The 15,407-nt window shown below is 71.4% G+C and carries 14 protein-coding genes; 9 read left to right on the plus strand and 5 right to left on the minus strand.

Features of this window, described 5'->3' with window-relative positions; all coding sequences use genetic code 11:
• Positions 1-203 precede the first annotated feature (203 nt).
• Genes VHW64_RS14380 through rodA form a run of 5 tightly spaced genes read left to right on the plus strand, consistent with a single transcriptional unit; the run spans position 204 to position 5,976 of the window.
• Positions 204-1,235: a rod shape-determining protein gene (locus VHW64_RS14380; RefSeq protein WP_329651255.1), complete on the plus strand. Its 1,032-nt coding sequence runs from the start codon at positions 204-206 to the stop codon at positions 1,233-1,235.
• Positions 1,235-2,137 carry a rod shape-determining protein MreC gene (mreC, locus tag VHW64_RS14385; protein ID WP_329651256.1) on the plus strand — a complete coding sequence of 301 codons (903 nt, stop codon included), beginning with the start codon at positions 1,235-1,237 and terminating at the stop codon, positions 2,135-2,137. The genes VHW64_RS14380 and mreC overlap by 1 nt, the downstream gene beginning before the upstream one ends.
• 10 nt (positions 2,138-2,147) lie before the next feature.
• On the plus strand, positions 2,148-2,657 hold the full coding sequence (gene mreD / locus VHW64_RS14390) for a rod shape-determining protein MreD (protein ID WP_329651257.1): 510 nt from the start codon (positions 2,148-2,150) through the stop codon (positions 2,655-2,657).
• Positions 2,654-4,744, plus strand: a complete 2,091-nt coding sequence (gene mrdA, locus VHW64_RS14395) for a penicillin-binding protein 2 (RefSeq protein WP_329651258.1) — start codon at positions 2,654-2,656, stop codon at positions 4,742-4,744. Before mreD ends, mrdA begins: the two co-directional genes overlap by 4 nt.
• Positions 4,741-5,976 carry a rod shape-determining protein RodA gene (gene rodA, locus VHW64_RS14400; RefSeq protein WP_329651259.1) on the plus strand — a complete coding sequence of 412 codons (1,236 nt, stop codon included), beginning with the start codon at positions 4,741-4,743 and terminating at the stop codon, positions 5,974-5,976. The genes mrdA and rodA overlap by 4 nt, the downstream gene beginning before the upstream one ends.
• A 26-nt stretch (positions 5,977-6,002) precedes the next feature.
• Here rodA and VHW64_RS14405 read toward each other — a convergent pair whose 3' ends face one another.
• Both VHW64_RS14405 and VHW64_RS14410 read right to left on the minus strand, forming a co-directional pair.
• Positions 6,003-6,389, minus strand: a complete 387-nt coding sequence (locus tag VHW64_RS14405) for a hypothetical protein (protein ID WP_329651260.1) — start codon at positions 6,387-6,389, stop codon at positions 6,003-6,005.
• Between the two features lie 271 nt (positions 6,390-6,660).
• Positions 6,661-7,038 (minus strand): hypothetical protein, encoded by a 378-nt coding sequence (locus tag VHW64_RS14410; protein WP_329651261.1) that lies wholly within the window; start codon positions 7,036-7,038, stop codon positions 6,661-6,663.
• Between the two features lie 145 nt (positions 7,039-7,183).
• On the opposite strand from VHW64_RS14410, the gene VHW64_RS14415 reads away from it, so the two are divergent.
• The gene (locus VHW64_RS14415) at positions 7,184-8,872 is read left to right on the plus strand and encodes an MDR family MFS transporter (RefSeq protein WP_329651262.1); all 1,689 of its coding nucleotides are present in this window, start codon (positions 7,184-7,186) and stop codon (positions 8,870-8,872) included.
• Positions 8,873-8,973: 101 nt separating this feature from the next.
• Positions 8,974-9,894 carry a TIGR03086 family metal-binding protein gene (locus VHW64_RS14420; RefSeq protein ID WP_329651263.1) on the plus strand — a complete coding sequence of 307 codons (921 nt, stop codon included), beginning with the start codon at positions 8,974-8,976 and terminating at the stop codon, positions 9,892-9,894.
• A gap of 4 nt (positions 9,895-9,898) precedes the next feature.
• Here the strand turns inward: VHW64_RS14420 and VHW64_RS14425 are convergent, their stop codons facing one another.
• Positions 9,899-10,984, minus strand: a complete 1,086-nt coding sequence (locus tag VHW64_RS14425; protein WP_329651264.1) for a calcium:proton antiporter — start codon at positions 10,982-10,984, stop codon at positions 9,899-9,901.
• 34 nt (positions 10,985-11,018) lie between these two features.
• Here VHW64_RS14425 and VHW64_RS14430 point away from each other — a divergent pair, with 34 nt between their 5' ends.
• Together VHW64_RS14430 and VHW64_RS14435 are read left to right on the plus strand one after the other, a co-directional pair.
• Entirely contained in the window at positions 11,019-13,022 is a 2,004-nt protein-coding gene (locus VHW64_RS14430; RefSeq protein WP_329651265.1) for a TIGR03960 family B12-binding radical SAM protein, read from the plus strand.
• Between the two features lie 76 nt (positions 13,023-13,098).
• Positions 13,099-13,743: a class I SAM-dependent methyltransferase gene (locus VHW64_RS14435; protein WP_329651266.1), complete on the plus strand. Its 645-nt coding sequence runs from the start codon at positions 13,099-13,101 to the stop codon at positions 13,741-13,743.
• A 19-nt stretch (positions 13,744-13,762) separates the two neighbouring features.
• Here VHW64_RS14435 and VHW64_RS14440 read toward each other — a convergent pair whose 3' ends face one another.
• Together VHW64_RS14440 and VHW64_RS14445 are read right to left on the minus strand one after the other, a co-directional pair.
• The gene (locus VHW64_RS14440) at positions 13,763-14,467 is read right to left on the minus strand and encodes a VOC family protein (protein ID WP_329651267.1); all 705 of its coding nucleotides are present in this window, start codon (positions 14,465-14,467) and stop codon (positions 13,763-13,765) included.
• A gap of 9 nt (positions 14,468-14,476) precedes the next feature.
• Positions 14,477-15,391 carry a DMT family transporter gene (locus VHW64_RS14445; protein ID WP_329651268.1) on the minus strand — a complete coding sequence of 305 codons (915 nt, stop codon included), beginning with the start codon at positions 15,389-15,391 and terminating at the stop codon, positions 14,477-14,479.
• Positions 15,392-15,407: the final 16 nt, after the last annotated feature.

The following is a 15,407-nucleotide window of genomic DNA, read 5'->3' on the forward strand; positions in this document are numbered from 1 at the left end:
GTGACCGCGACCTCGGCGGCAGCCGACGACGAGCTGGCTCCTCGCACATTCCGGCTCGCCTGCGGTGTGTCTGCCGGGCACGACGCAGGCTCGCACCTAGCCTGCTGGTGGGTCGTCGGTCTGCGGGTCGGACACGTCGGTCCACGGGACACAGGCGTGTGTCCCTTCCTTCCCCGGAACAACGCACCTGCGAGGCATTGCGCATGGCGAACAGCATCATCGGCCGCGACATGGCGGTCGACCTCGGGACCGCCAACACGCTCGTCTATGTCCGCGGCCGCGGGATCATGTTGGACGAGCCGAGTGTCGTCGCGCTCGACGAGACCACCGGCGAGGTCCTCGCCGTAGGTCACGAGGCCAAGCGGATGATGGGCCGCACCCCCGACAACATCACGGCGCTGCGGCCCATGAAGGACGGCGTGATCGCCGACTTCGAGGCGGCCGAGCAGATGCTGCGGTTCTTCATCCAGCAGGTGCACCGGCGCCGCTACCTCGCCAAGCCGCGGATGGTGGTCTGCGTGCCCAGCGGCATCACCGCGGTGGAGCAGCGCGCGGTCAAGGAGGCGGGGTACCAAGCCGGGGCCCGCAAGGTCTACATCATCGAGGAGCCCATGTCGGCGGCCATCGGCGCCGGACTCCCCGTCCACCAGGCCGCTGGGAACATGGTCGTCGATGTCGGCGGCGGCACCACGGAGGTCGCGGTGATCTCCCTGGGCGGCGTGGTGACCAGCCTGTCGATCCGCACCGCAGGTGACGACCTGGACGCCGCCATCGTGGCCTGGATGAAGAAGGAGCACGGCCTCATGCTCGGCGAGCGCACCGCCGAGGAGGTCAAGATGAGCCTCGGGTCGGCGTTCCCGAGCCCTGACGAGCCGACCGCGGAGGTGCGCGGCCGCGACATGGTCAGCGGCCTGCCGCGCTCGATCCTGGTCAGCAGCGCCGAGGTTCGCAAGGCGCTGGAGGAGCCCCTGCACTCGATCGTGGACGCCGTGCGCGCCACCCTCGACCAGACCCCGCCCGAGCTGGCCGGCGACATCATGGACCGCGGCATCGTACTGACCGGAGGCGGTGCGCTCCTGCGCGGCCTCGACGAGCGCATCCGGCACGAGACCGGGATGCCGGTCCACGTCGCCGAGGACCCGTTGTCCAGCGTGGCGATGGGTGCGGGGAAGTGCGTGGAGGAGTTCGAGGGTCTCCAGCGCGTCCTGGTCTCCGAGCGCCGACGGCGGCTCTGATGCCCGACCGCTTCGACGAGCGGGCCGAGCGCTCCCGCCTGCGCGCACGCATGGCAGCCCTGGTGCTGGCCAGCGTCACCCTGATGGTCCTCGACCACCATCCCGGCACCGGCTCGCCCCTCGAGCCGGCCAGGGACGCGATGGGGTCGGTCCTGGGCCCGGTGGAGTCCGGTGCCTCGGGGGTGACCAGGCCGGTGACCGACCTCGGCGGCTGGTTCACCTCCAAGCGCTCGCTCCAGCACGACGTCGCCAGGCTGGAGTCGGCGAACGCCCGGCTCCAGGCGCGGCAGTCGACCACGACGTACCAGCGCAACCTGCTCGACGAGTACCAGGGACTCACCTCCGCCGCCGACTCGCTGCGCCAGACCCTGGTGCCCGCCCACGTGGTCGCCTACGGCCCGGCGCAGTCCTTCTCGCGCACCGTGACCATCGACGCCGGCTCGGCCGCCGGGATCCGCCCGGACCAGACCGTCCTGAACGACCACGGCCTGGTCGGCCGGGTGCTCCGGGTGACCAGCACGACCGCGACGGTCCTGCTGGTCGTCGACACGGGATCGGTGGTGGGCGGTCGAGACGGGAGCTCGATGCAGGTCGGCTTCGTCAAGGGCCGCGGCGGCCTCGGCAACCACGGCACGCTCGACCTCCAGCTCGTCGACCAGAGCGACCCGCCGGCCACAGGGGACACCATCGTCACCTGGGGGAGCAAGGGTGGCGCACCGTACGTCTCCGGCGTCCCGATCGGGCGGGTCACGGCGGTCTACGCGAGCCCGCGCGAGTCCACGGCCCACGCCGTGATCCAGCCCTTCGTCGACTTCGGCGCGCTCGACCTGGTGGGCGTGGTCGTGCCCTCGGGTACGCACGGCGACCGGGGCGTCATCGCGGCCGACGGGACCCTGCGATGAGGAGACCGCGATGAGCTCTCTGCGCACGGCCGTCGCCGGCCTGCTGGTCGTGGTGGCCCTGATCCTCCAGGTAGCGGTGTTCCCCCACGTGGCCTGGGAGGGCATCGTCCCCGACCTGTGCCTGCTCGTGGTCGTGGCCGCTGCCCTGGTCCGCGGGCCGGCGTTCGCCGCCACGCTCGGCTTCTTCGCCGGGCTGCTGCTCGACCTGGCCCCGCCGGCCGACCACGTCGCGGGCCGCTGGGCGCTGTCGCTGGTCGTCGTCGGCTGTGTCGCGGGCCTGATGCGCCAGGACACCCGGACGCAGCTGAGCACCGTGGTCGCCACGGTCGCCGCGTCGTCGTTCGTCGGCACCTCGGTCTTCGCCCTGACCGGGCTCGTGCTCGGAGACAGCGTGGGGAGCCCGGCCGACCTGGCCAAGGTGATCCTCGTGGCCTTGCTCTGGGACGTCCTCCTGGCCCCCGTGGTGCTTCCGGGCCTGATGCGGCTGCTCACCCGGCTCGAGCCCGCGGGCGCACGATGAACCGGACCGACCTGTCGCGTCTGCGCCTGGTCGTCGTCAGGGTGCTGGTGTTCTCGCTGTTCGCGACCCTGGTCGCGCGCCTGTACTACCTCCAGGTCGTCTCGGGCGACTCCTACCGCAGGGCCGCCGCGTCACAGTCGCTGCGCGAGGTCCTCCAGCAGCCGGAGCGCGGCCTCATCGTCGACGACCAGGGCCGGCCCCTGGTCGCCAACCGGACGGCCTGGGTGGTCTCGGTCGACCGGACCCTGCTCGGCCGGCTGTCGCGCCACGACCGCTCGGTGCTGCTGCGGCGGCTCGCCCACGCCATCCATGCCTCGGCACACGAGATCCGGCACGACCTGGGGACCTGGAACGGCTCGCCGTACCAGCCGGTGCCGGTCGCCAGCGACGTCCGCCAGGCGGTGGCCCTGCGGATCCTCGAGCAGCCCGAGGACTACCCGGCCGTCGTCGCCCAGCAGCAGAGCATCCGCGCCTACCCGCGCCCCTTCGGGGTCAACCTCGCCGACATCGTGGGCTACCTGAGCCCGATCACCGCCGGCGAGCTCAACCGGGCGAAGAAGGATCACGACACGTCGCTGGACGCCGAGAGCACGGTCGGGCGGGCCGGGATCGAGGAGGAGTACGACCGGTACCTGCGCGGGCACCCCGGGTACCAGCGGGTCGCGGTCGACTCCATGGGCCGGGTGCTCGGCCAGGAGGGCCAGGTCCGCAGCCGTCCCGGCGACACCTTGGTCACCTCGATCGACGCCCGGGTGCAGAGCGTGGCCGAGACGGCGCTGCACAACGCGATCACGACGGCTCGCGCGACCTACGACCCCGTCACCCACCGCAACTACCGCGCGGACTCGGGCGCCGCGATCGTCCTCCAGGCCCAGACCGGGCGCGTGGTCGCGATGGCCAGCGAGCCGACGTACAACCCGAACGTGTGGGTGGGGGGCATCACCAAGAGGCAGCTGGCGGCGCTCTACGCACCGCAGGCCGGCGACCCGCTGCTCTCGCGCGCCTACCAAGGGCAGTTCGCTCCCGGGTCGACCTGGAAGCCGATCATGACCGTCGGCGCCTTCAACCACGGCCTCGGCCCGAGCACGCGGCTCGACTGCTCCTCGGGGTTCCAGGTCGGCGGCCGGCTGTTCCACAACTACGAGTCGGAGTCCTACGGGATGATCGACTTCGCCAAGGCGCTCCAGGTCTCCTGCGACACCTTCTTCTACCGCGTGGGCTACCACTTCTGGCAGCTGTTCGGTCAGGACCCCACCAACGTGAACGCACGCGACCCGCTGGTGGCCGAGGCCCAGGCGTTCGGGTTCGGCCGGCGCACGGGCATCGACGTGCCGGGCGAGTCGAGCGGCCGGATCGCCGACCGGCACTGGAAGCTCGCGTACTGGAAGTCGATGAAGGGCTACTACTGCCGCATCGACAGGCACCCGCCGGCCGGTGCCAGCGCCTACCTGCGGCTGTACGCGCACGAGTTCTGCCTCGAGGGGAGCTACTACCGTGCGGGCGACGCGGTGAACTTCGCGATCGGCCAGGGCGACACGCTGGTGACGCCCCTCCAGCTCGCCCGCGCGTATGCCGCGCTCGCCAACGGCGGCACCCTCTACGAGCCCAGGATCGCCAAGGCCATCGTGAGCCCGGACGGCCGCGTCGTGAGGCACATCGCGCCGAAGGTGCAGGGTCACGTGGCTGACCCGGCGCACGCGATCGCCTACGTCGACAACGCGCTGCTCGGCACCGCCGAGACCGGCACCATGGCGTGGAAGATGGAGGGCTTCCCCCTCGACCAGGTCCACATCCGGTCCAAGACCGGGTCGGCGGAGGTCTACGGCAAGCAGTCGACGTCGTGGGTCGCCTCCTACGACCGCAACTACGTCGTGCTGATGATGGTGACCCAGGGCGGCACCGGCTCGGGGACCTCGGGCCCGGGAGTGCGCCGCATCTGGGAGGCGCTGTACGGCGTGCACGGCGACCAGGTCGACCGACGCGACTCCGTGATCCCCGGCGTGGTGGAGCCCGACGCGCTGCCGTCCTTCGAGTCCGACGGGTCGATCCTGCCGCCACGACCACGCACCACCGGGAGGACCCCGTGAGGACCCGACTGCGCACGCCCGGGATCGACCGGGTCCTGATGCTCGCCGTGCTCGCCCTCCTGGTGCTCGGCACCCTGCTCGTCTGGTCGGCGACCTCCCACCGCACCGACCTGACCGGCGGCGACCCCACGGCGTACCTCCGCAAGCAGCTGGTCAACGTCAGCATCGGGCTGGTGCTCATGGTGGTCGTGATGGCCACCGACCATCGATGGGTGCGCATCCTGGCGCCGCTGGTCTACCTCGCCTCGATCGCCGGGCTGGTGCTGGTGCTGGCGATGGGGACCACGATCAACGGCTCGCAGTCGTGGATCGACGTCGGCGGCATGTCGATCCAGCCTTCTGAGTTCGCCAAGCTCGCGGTGGTGATCGGGATGGCGCTCCTGGTGGCCGAACGACGTGAGGGGCGTCGTCACGAGGTCGGCGGGACCGAGGTGGGCGGGATGCTGCTCATCGCCGGCGTGCCGGCAGCCCTGATCATGCTCCAGCCGGACCTGGGGACGCTCCTGGTGCTCTCGGCCACGGTGTTCGGGGTGCTCGCGGTGGCCGGAGCGCCACGCCGGTGGCTGGCGGTCCTGCTGGCGGGCGGGGTCGTCGCCTCGGTCGCGGCGTTCGCGGGGCACGTGCTCAAGCCCTACCAGGTCGACCGCTTCCTGGCTTTCACCAACCCCGACCTCGACCCCCGGGGCGCGGGCTACAACACCGAGCAGGCGCGCATCGCGGTCGGCAACGGCGGGCTCTTCGGGCAGGGGCTGTTCCACGGGACGCAGACGCGGGCCGGCTTCGTGCCCGAGCAGCACACCGACTTCATCTTCACCGTGGCCGGCGAGGAGCTGGGCCTGGTCGGTGCCGCGGTCCTGATAGGCCTACTGGGTCTGGTCATCTGGCGGGCTCTGGCCATCTCGGCGGAGTCCACCGACGCCTTCGGCCGGGTCGCCGCTGCCGGGATCGCCTGCTGGCTGGGCTTCCAGGCGTTCCAGAACATCGGGATGTGCCTGGGCATCATGCCGGTCACCGGAGTGCCGCTGCCGTTCGTGTCGTACGGCGGGTCGTCGATGTTCGCGGTGATGCTGGCCGTCGGGCTGCTCCAGAACATCCACCTGCGCTCGGCGGCCTCGCTGCCGACCCGCTACGCCCGTCCGGTCCGCCAGAGTCGTGCCGCCGGCGGGACGCCGATCTCGCGTCCCGCCGTTCTCACCCGACAGGCAGCCGGGTCTCCAGGCGCGCGGACGTAGCCGCCATGGCGGACGTTTCTCGTTTGCTAGCCCCCCGTGCTCGCGGGCCTGTCGGCGCACCGGGAATGGTTGTCGGGCAGGAGAATGGCCCAGGTGCTGCTACTGCGCTGCGCGATGCAGTAGTTCATCAAGTTGATGCACTGGTCAGTGGTGATGCCGAGGGTGAGACCCAACTGCTGCCGGTGCCCGTCGACCACGCCTGCGATTCCTGAGCAGACGATCTGCTGGTCGAAGAACCACCAGGTGTAGTCGTCCGGGCTGAGCTGGAATGACGCGGTTCCTGCGGTTGGGCCCGAGCCAGCCTCCACCTGAACGGTGTAGGCCTGGGCCGAGCCTGCGGAGGTCAGCACGGTGGTGGCGGCGGCGGTGGTGAGAGCGGCGGCGAGGGCGGCGCGCTTGAGGATGCTGGTCATGGCTGGGTCCTTGTCTCTCGTCGGAGTTCGTGTGATGAGAGTGGCTGCCCGGTGCCTGTCGGCGCTGTCGTCCCGCTGACGTTCGCGAAGAGCTGACCGGGGGACTTCATCGGTTGCCGGCGAGACGCGCGCCGATCGTGGCGGCGTCCGGCGGCGTCTGGCGCTGCCGCTCTCTCTGCAGATCGGGCACGGCGCCTCGCCGGCAAGATCGGGCCTCCTGAACTTGTCGATGGAGGTCGGCCGACGAGCCCCGCCGTCTCCCAGCCCGTCATCACGTCTGGTCGTCGGCGCAGTAGTACGCGTTGTCGGACGGGATGATCAGCCAGGCGTTGCCGCCGAACCGGGTCATGCAGTCGGTCATCCAGAGGATGCACTCGCCCTCGGTGATGCCCAGGTCCAGGCCCAACTTCTGTCGCTGCCCGTTGACCTCATCTTTGATCTGCCCGCACACGATGTGCTGGTCGGCGGTCCAGAAGAGCCAGTCCTCGTAGTCGAGCTGGACTGCCGCGGTTCCGTGCCATGCTTCGTCGCTGCCCGCACCGACCCCCACGTAGTGGGCCTGGGCCGAGCCTGCCGAGGTCAGCACGGTGGTGGCGGCGGCGGCGGTGAGGGCGGCGGCGAGGGCGGCGCGCTTGAGGATGCTGGTCATGGCTGGGTCCTTGTCTCTCGTCGGAGTTCGTGTGATGAGAGTGGCTTCCGGGCGCCTGTCGGCGCTGTCCTCCCGCTGACGTTCGCGAAGGGCTGGTTCGAGGATTCCATCGGTTGCCTGGAGCAACCGTTAGACTCGGTGAACGATGTCGACCCCACAGTCCGCCGCAGCCAGCTCCGCCGAGTCCGGCGAGTACACCCACCGCCAGATCCTGACCATCATCACCGGCCTGATGATGGGCATGTTCCTCGGCGCCCTGGACCAGACCATCGTGTCCACCGCGATCCGGACGATCGCCGACGACCTCGACGGGCTGTCGGTCCAGGCGTGGGTCACCACCGCGTACCTCATCACCTCGACCATCGCGACGCCGATCTACGGCAAGCTCGGCGACATCTACGGTCGCAAGAAGCTGTTCATGTTCGCGATCACCGTCTTCATCGGGGGATCGGCGCTGTGCTCGTTCGCGACCTCGATGTACATGCTCGCGGCGTTCCGAGCCGTGCAGGGCATCGGCGCGGGCGGCCTGTTCACGCTCGTGCTGGCCATCATCGGCGACATCGTGTCCCCGCGCGAGCGGGCTCGCTACACCGGCTACTTCATGGCGACCTTCGGGACGTCGAGCGTCCTGGGTCCGGTCGTGGGCGGGTTCTTCGCCTCCCACGCCGTCATCCTCGGCCTGACCGGCTGGCGCTGGGTCTTCCTGGTCAACGTGCCGATCGGGATCGCGGCGCTGTTCGTGGTCTACCGCACGCTCCACGTCCACCACCACCGGCGTGACGCGCGCATCGACTGGTGGGGCGCCGTCGCTCTCGTGGTCGCCCTCGTCCCGTTGCTCACCATCGCCGAGCAGGGCCGCGACTGGGGCTGGGAGTCCGGCCGCGCGATGCTCTGCTACGTCGTGGGCGTGATCGGGCTCGGCGCCTTCTACGCCGTCGAGCGCCGGATGGGCGACAACGCGATGATCCCCTTGCGGATGTTCGGCATCCGCCCGGTGGCGGTGGGGATCGGCGCCAACGTGATCACCGGCATGGCGCTGTTCGGCGGCATCCTGGTGCTGCCGCTCTACATGCAGATCGTGCACGGCGCCTCGCCGATGCGATCGGGCTTCCTGATGCTGCCGATGGTGGTCGGCATGATGAGCGCCTCGATCATCTCCGGTCAGATCATCTCGCGCACGGGCCGCATCCGGGCGTTCCCGATCTTCGGCTCGGCCCTGGCGGCGCTGGCGCTGCTGGCGCTGTCGCGGATCACCGCCGACACCGCGCTGCCACTGGTGATGGCGCTGATGCTGGTGCTCGGCTACGGCCTGGGCAACTGCATGCAGCCGCTGCTGCTGATCCTCCAGTCCGCGGTCCCGCCGCGCGACATCGGCGTGGCCACGGCCTCCGCGACCTTCTTCCGGCAGATCGGCGGCACGATCGGCGTGGCCGTGTTCTTGTCGGTGCTCTTCGGGCAGGTCGGCGGCCACATCGGTACGGCGCTCCACGACGAGGCGGGCACCCCGGCGTTCCAGCACGCCGTGGCGAACCCTGTGACTCCGCTGGACAAGCAGTTCGCGCAGTCGCTCCAGGGCCACGGCCATGCCACCTTCGTCAGCCAGGTCAACGACGACTCGTCGTTCATCGGCAAGCTGTCGCCGGCGCTGGCCCACCCCTTCAAGGTCGGCTTCGCGCAGTCGATGGACATCGTGTTCCTGTGCGCGGGGCTGATCGGCCTCGTGGCCTTCCTGATCCTGCTGCTCATGCCCAAGGTCGAGCTGCGCGCCACCTCGGCTGGCGCGGCGGTGCGCTCGGAGGCGGCCCCGACGGCGCCGGTGACCGACCAGGTCTGAGTCCGCTCGCAGTACCGCGTCACGCCTGCGGGTGTCAGCATGGGCGCAGGCCCTGTGCACGTCTCGGGCCGGGCGGGGCCGCCGAGAGGCGGGAGACGCTGATGGACCTGAACACGCTGTACCACCGCACCGTGGAAGCCTGGGCCGACCGGGTGAACGCCGTGACGCCCGACCAGTGGGAGGGGCCGACGCCGTGCCGTGCCTGGTCCGTGCGCGACCTGGTCAACCACGTCGTCGCCGAGGACCTGTGGACCGTGCCGCTGATGGCCGGCCGCACCGTCGACGAGGTGGGCGGCGACCGGTTCGAGGGCGACCTGCTCGGCGACGACCCGGTGCGCGCCGCGCTCGGGGCCGCGATGATGGCGACCACGGCGGTCGCCGAGCGGCTCCCCGACGACGGCACGGTCCACCTGTCCTACGGCGAGGAGCACGTGGGCGAGTACGTCCGCCAGCTCGCGGCCGACCACCTCGTCCACTCCTGGGACCTTGGCGTCGCGACCGGCGCCGACACGCGGCTCGACCCGCACCTGGTCGGCGAGATCGCGTCGTGGTTCGCCGACCGGGAGGAGACCTACCGGGGCGCGGGCGCGGTGGGTCCCCGGGGCGTGACCCACGGCGGGGCTCAGGGCGACCTGCTCGCCGGGTTCGGACGAGACGCTTCCTGGGGTGCCAGCCACGCGTCGCTGGCGAGGTTCGGATCGGCCTTCGGCAGCGGCGACGTCGACGCGATCATGGCGCTGATGGCCGACGACTGCGTGTTCGAGGCGACCGGGCCGGCCCCGGACGGTCTGCTCCACCAGGGCGCAGATGATGTGCGTGCGGTCTGGGTCGAGCTCTTCGGCCGCACGCACGGCGCGGCGTTCACCGAGGAGGAGTCCTTCGTCGGTGGCGACCGGGGCGTGCTCCGGTGGCGATTCGACTGGATGGAGGAGGACGGCACGCCCGGGCACGTCCGCGGGGTCGACGTCCTGCGGTTCCGCGACGGCAAGGTCAGCGAGAAGCTGTCCTACGTCAAGGGGTGAGCGCTCAGGGCTGGATCGAGACGGCGACGAACGTCGCGAGCAGCACGAGGTGGAGGGCGCCCTGGAGCGGCTTGGACCGGCCGGGGACGACGGTCAGCGTGCCCACGACCGCGCTGAGGAACAGCAGCACCAGCTGGGTCGGTGCCAGCCCGAGGGTCAGCGGGCCGTCGAGCCAGATCTTGGCCAGCGCGATCGCCGGGATGGTGAGCCCGATCGAGGCGATGGCCGAGCCGTAGGCGAGGTTGAGGGACACCTGGACACGGTCTCGGGTGGCGGCCCGCACCGCCGAGATCGCCTCCGGGAGCAGCACCAGGGTCGCGATGACCACCCCGACGAAGGCGTGCGGGAGGCCGGCGTCCGCGACCGCCTTCTCCAGCGGATGCGACTCGACCTTGGCCAGGCCCACGACGCCCACCAGCGCCGTACCCAGCAGGACCAGGCTGGTCCAGGTCTCACGCGCGGTGGGCGGGTCGGCGTGCACGTCCTCGGCGTCGCCGGGAGCCGAGTCGCCGGTGTCGGGCGGCAGGAAGAAGTCGCGGTGTCGGACGGTCTGGGTGAACACGAAGACCAGGTAGACCGCCAGCGAGACCGCCGCCGCGAACGCGAGCTGGCCCGCGGTGAACGACGGCCCGGGGTTGCTGACGGTGAACGTCGGCAGCACCAGCGTGAGCCCGGCGAGGGTGACCACGGTCGCCAGGGCGGACCCGGTGCCCTCGGGGTTGAACACCGCGAGGTGGTGCTTCAGGGAGCCGACCAGGAGCGACAGGCCGACGATGCCGTTCATGCTCAGCATCACCGCGGCGAAGACCGTGTCGCGGGCCAGGGTCGAGGAGTCCTTGGCGCCGCCGACCATCAGGGTCACGATCAGCGCCACCTCGATCACCGTCACGGCCACGGCGAGCACCAGGGACCCCAGCGGGTCGCCGACCCGGTGCGCGACGACCTCCGCGTGGTGCACCGCCGCCAGCACCGCCGCGACGAGGAAGACGGCCACGACGGCGACCCCGACCGGCCCCTCGGGATGGGTGAGCCAGGCTACGGCGAGCACCACCAGCGAGGTCGGCGGGAGGTAGGTCGTCCACCGGCTCACACGGAGACTGTAGGGGTCTCGCCGCTGCGCCGGGATGCGGACGCGACCCCACGCGCGTCGTAGGCTGGCGGTCGTGCCCGACAGTGTCTTCCCCCGGCTCGAGCCATGGCTGCCGTCGGTGGCCAAGCCGATCCAGTACGTCGGCGGCGAGCTCAACTCCTCGGTCAAGGACTGGGACTGCGCGCCCGACGGGCCGACGGTCCGCTGGGCCCTGATGTATCCCGACGCCTACGAGGTGGGGCTGCCCAACCAGGGCGTCCAGATCCTCTACGAGGTCCTCAACGAGCGCGACTGGATCCTCGCCGAGCGCACGTACGCCGTGTGGCCGGACATGGAGCGAGTGCTGCGCCAGGGCGACGCGCAGGGGCCGATACCCCAGTTCACCGTCGACTCCCACCGGCCGGTGGGCGCCTTCGACGTCTTCGGCATCAGCATCGCCACCGAGCTCGGCTACACCAACCTGCTGAACGCCCTCGACCTCGCCGGCATCCCGCTGCACGCGGCGGACCGCACCGACGACGACCCCGTGGTGCTCACCGGCGGGCACGGGGCGTTCAACCCGGAGCCGATCGCCGACTTCGTCGACGCCGCGGTGCTCGGTGACGGCGAGGAGGTCGTGCTGGCCGTCTCCGAGGTCGTGCGCGAGTGGAAGGCCGAGGGCCGGCCCGGTGGGCGCGACGAGCTGCTCCGCCGGCTCGCGGTCTCGGAGAACATCTACGTCCCCCGGTTCTACGACGTGACCTACGGCGCCGACCACACCATCGAGGCGGTCGTCCCCAACCGTCCCGGCATCCCGTTCCGGGTGCGCAAGCACACCCTGATGGACCTCGACCAGTGGCCCTACCCCGCCAAGCCGCTGGTGCCGCTCGCGGAGACGGTGCACGAGCGGTTCAGCGTCGAGATCTTCCGCGGCTGCACCCGGGGATGCCGCTTCTGCCAGGCGGGGATGATCACCCGGCCGGTGCGCGAGCGGTCGATCGAGACCATCGGCGCGATGGTCGAGACCGGCATCCGGCGCTCGGGCTTCGAGGAGGTCGGGCTGCTCTCTCTCTCCAGCGCCGACCACACCGAGATCGCCGAGGTCGCCCACGGCCTTGCCGACCGCTACGAGGGCTCGAACGTCTCGCTCTCGCTGCCCTCGACGCGGGTCGACGCCTTCAACATCACCCTGGCCGACGAGTTCTCGCGCAACGGCCGCCGGTCGGGGCTGACCTTCGCGCCCGAGGGCGGCAGCGAGCGGATGCGCCGGGTGATCAACAAGGCGGTCACCGAGGACGACCTGATCCGCACCGTCGCCACGGCGTACTCCCACGGCTGGCGGCAGGTGAAGCTCTACTTCATGTGCGGCCTGCCGACCGAGACCGACGAGGACGTGCTGGAGATCGCCGACCTCGCCACCAAGGTGATCGCCAAGGGTCGCGAGGCCAGCGGCCGCAACGACGTGCGGTGCACGGTCTCGATCGGGGGGTTCGTCCCCAAGCCGCACACGCCGTTCCAGTGGGCCGCCCAGCTCGACCACGAGACGACCGACGAGCGACTCCGCCGGCTGCGCGAGGTCGTGCGCGCGGACAAGCGCTACGGGCGAGCGATCGGCTTCCGCTACCACGACGGCAGGCCCGGCATCATCGAGGGGCTGCTCTCGCGCGGCGACCGCCGGGTCGGCCGGGTGATCGAGGAGGTGTGGCGCGACGGCGGCCGGTTCGACGGCTGGAGCGAGCACTTCTCCTACGACCGCTGGGCGGCGGCCTGCGAGCGGGCGCTGGCCGGGACCGGAGTCGACCTCGACTGGTACACCCTGCGCGAGCGCGACTACGACGAGGTGCTGCCGTGGGACCACCTCGACTCCGGTCTCGACAAGGAGTGGCTCTGGTCGGACTGGGAGGACGCCCTCGCCGTCGCGCACGACCCCGACTCCGTCCCGGATGTCGAGGACTGCCGCTGGACGCCGTGCTACGACTGCGGTGTCTGTCCCGAGATGGACACCGAGATCCAGATCGGGCCGACGGGGCGCCAGCTGCTGCCGCTCAGCGTGGTGTGAACCCCAGGGCCTCGACGTCCGGCCGTCCCGGAGGTGCGCAGGAGACAGGCGTCGCCGCCTAGGACAGGCTGTGCCCATGGACGACGACGAGGCGACCATCGGCGACTGGCTGGACGCGGGCACCAGCGACCCCGCGGAGGTCGCAAGCCGCTACGACGCCTGGGCCCACAGCTACGACGACGACCTCGCGTCGTGGCACTACCAGGCTCCCGAGGTGGTGGCTCGCAAGGTCCTCACCGGTCAGCCGGCCGCCGGGTCGGTACTCGACGTCGGGTGCGGCACGGGGCTCGTCGGGCGCGCCCTGCGCGACCTCGGGTTCGCCGGGCACCTCCGGGGCCTCGACATCTCCCAGGAGTCGCTGGCGAGGGCTCGCCAGCGCGGAGCCTACGACGAGCTGGCGCCCGCAGACCTCCAGCGCCGGCTCGAGCTCGAGGACTCCTGCGTCGACGCCGTTTCCTGCGTCGGGGTCATGACCTACCTGCCCGACGTGGAGGGGATCTGGCGTGAGCTTGCCCGGGTGACGCGGCCCGGGGGAGTCGTCGTGGTGACGCAGCGCGAGGACCTGTGGCTCGAGCGCGAGTGCCCGGCGGTCGTCGAGCGCCTCCAGGCCGAGGGGGTCTGGGCCGCGGAGGAGGTCGCCGGGCCGGCGCCGTACCTGCCCGACGGGTACGGCGGGACTCCCGAGGTCGCCTGCTACTACCTCACCGCGCGCGTCACCTGACGGGGCCGGGCGTCGCGAGTCAGCCGAAGACGACGAACTCGTTGCCACCCGGGTCGGTGAGCTCCATGCCACCGTCCCGCTCGCCGGTCCGCGATGCCCCGAGCGCCACGAGTCGCGCGGCCTCGGCGGCGAGGTCGTCGGCCGCCAGCTCGAAGCGCTGCGGGTTGGGACCCATCTTCGCAGCCACCGGCGGCCCACCCCAGGCGACCTTGGTGCCCCCGTCGGGCGACTGCACCGCGGTCTCGTCGTCCTGGTCCCACACCAGGGGCCAGCCCAGGACGCCGTGCCAGAACACGCCGACCTCGCGGCCCCCGTCGCACGCGACCTCACCGAGGTGGCCGCACCCGGCCAGGAAGCGGTTGCCCGGACCGATCACGCAGAAGGCGTTGTCGTCGGGATCTGCCAGGACGACGTGATCCTCCTCGCGAAGCTGGCCGACATCGAGGTGCCGCCCTCCCAGCAGCAGGGCCATCTCGATCGTTCGCCGCTGGTCCTCCGGGTCGGCGCTGGTCAGGTGCAGGTGGAGGCGACGAGGTGCCGACTCACGCGCGAAGACGTCGGTGAACGTCGTGACGAACCGGAGGCCGACCTGGGTGGCGCTGCCCGGGAGCAGGTAGCCGCGCGGGTCTGGCGTGGCCTCCCGCTGGAGGAGGCCTCCCCAGAAGGTCGCGACCTGCGCGGGGTCGTTGGCCTCGAAGGCCACGGCAAGGAGTCGTGACGACATCCGGGCAGGCTACGCGCAGGTGGGGGTGGCCGCGCCGACGATGTCGGTCTCGGCGGGCCGGGCGGGGCGGCCTCGCCGGTTGACCAGGTAGGAGCCGGAGACGACCAGGACGAACCCGACCACGGTCCAGACGGTGACCTGCTCACCGAGGAAGACCGCGCCGGCGACGACCGCGACCGCGGGGTTGAGATAGGTGATGGTGGTGGCGCGGACCGGACCGACCTCGCCCACGAGCGCGAAGAGCAGCATGAACGCCGCCGCCGTGCAGACCGTCGCCAGGGCGAGCACGCACCACACGACCTTGCCCGAGGGCACCGGGCCCGGCACGCCGTCGGACGCCAGCACCACGGGGACGTAGACCAGGGCGGTGACGGTCAGGGCCGAGGCCATGATCCCGATCCCGGGCAGCCCTTGCAGCGGCCGGCTCAAGATGGCCGGACCGGCGGCGTACCCCACCACCACGACACCGACCTCGGCGACGGCGCCCAGGTCTGAGCCGCTCACGTCGAGGCCGACCAGCGCGGCGACGCCGACGAGCCCGAGGGTGAGTCCGAGCCAGGCGCCGGGGGTGAGCCGCTCGGCGCGTCCGGTCGCGAACGCGATCGCCAGGCCCGCCAGCGGGACGGCCGCGACCAGCAGGCCGGTGGTCGAGCTCGGCAGCCGGGTCTCCGCCTCGCCGAGGAACACCCACGGGACGGCGATCTCGACGGTGGCGAACATCAGCAGCCAGCGCCACTGCTGGAGGACGGGTCGCACGGCACCCTGTGCCAGAGCGATCGGCATCAGGACGAGCGCCGCGATCCCGGTGCGGGCGAGCACGAGCTGCGCCGGCGAGATCTCCTCGAGGGCGACCTTGATGAGCAGGTAGGGGATGCCCCACACCAGGCCCAGGGCCAGGAACAGCCCGGCCGCACGACGACTCACCAGGCCATCGTGACCG

The sequence above is a fragment of the Nocardioides sp. genome, from assembly GCF_036267815.1.
Lineage (GTDB): Bacteria > Actinomycetota > Actinomycetes > Propionibacteriales > Nocardioidaceae > Nocardioides.

What these genes read in the sequence shown, in the direction of transcription:
- VHW64_RS14380 (WP_329651255.1), top strand. Translation starts at nt 204, where the DNA reads ATGGCGAACAGCATCATCGGCCGCGACATGGCGGTCGACCTCGGGACC.
- mreC (WP_329651256.1), top strand. Translation starts at nt 1,235, where the DNA reads ATGCCCGACCGCTTCGACGAGCGGGCCGAGCGCTCCCGCCTGCGCGCA.
- mreD (WP_329651257.1), top strand. Translation starts at nt 2,148, where the DNA reads ATGAGCTCTCTGCGCACGGCCGTCGCCGGCCTGCTGGTCGTGGTGGCC.
- mrdA (WP_329651258.1), top strand. Translation starts at nt 2,654, where the DNA reads ATGAACCGGACCGACCTGTCGCGTCTGCGCCTGGTCGTCGTCAGGGTG.
- VHW64_RS14405 (WP_329651260.1), bottom strand. Translation starts at nt 6,389, where the DNA reads ATGACCAGCATCCTCAAGCGCGCCGCCCTCGCCGCCGCTCTCACCACC.
- VHW64_RS14410 (WP_329651261.1), bottom strand. Translation starts at nt 7,038, where the DNA reads ATGACCAGCATCCTCAAGCGCGCCGCCCTCGCCGCCGCCCTCACCGCC.
- VHW64_RS14415 (WP_329651262.1), top strand. Translation starts at nt 7,184, where the DNA reads ATGTCGACCCCACAGTCCGCCGCAGCCAGCTCCGCCGAGTCCGGCGAG.
- VHW64_RS14420 (WP_329651263.1), top strand. Translation starts at nt 8,974, where the DNA reads ATGGACCTGAACACGCTGTACCACCGCACCGTGGAAGCCTGGGCCGAC.
- VHW64_RS14430 (WP_329651265.1), top strand. Translation starts at nt 11,019, where the DNA reads ATGCGGACGCGACCCCACGCGCGTCGTAGGCTGGCGGTCGTGCCCGAC.
- VHW64_RS14435 (WP_329651266.1), top strand. Translation starts at nt 13,099, where the DNA reads ATGGACGACGACGAGGCGACCATCGGCGACTGGCTGGACGCGGGCACC.
- VHW64_RS14440 (WP_329651267.1), bottom strand. Translation starts at nt 14,467, where the DNA reads ATGTCGTCACGACTCCTTGCCGTGGCCTTCGAGGCCAACGACCCCGCG.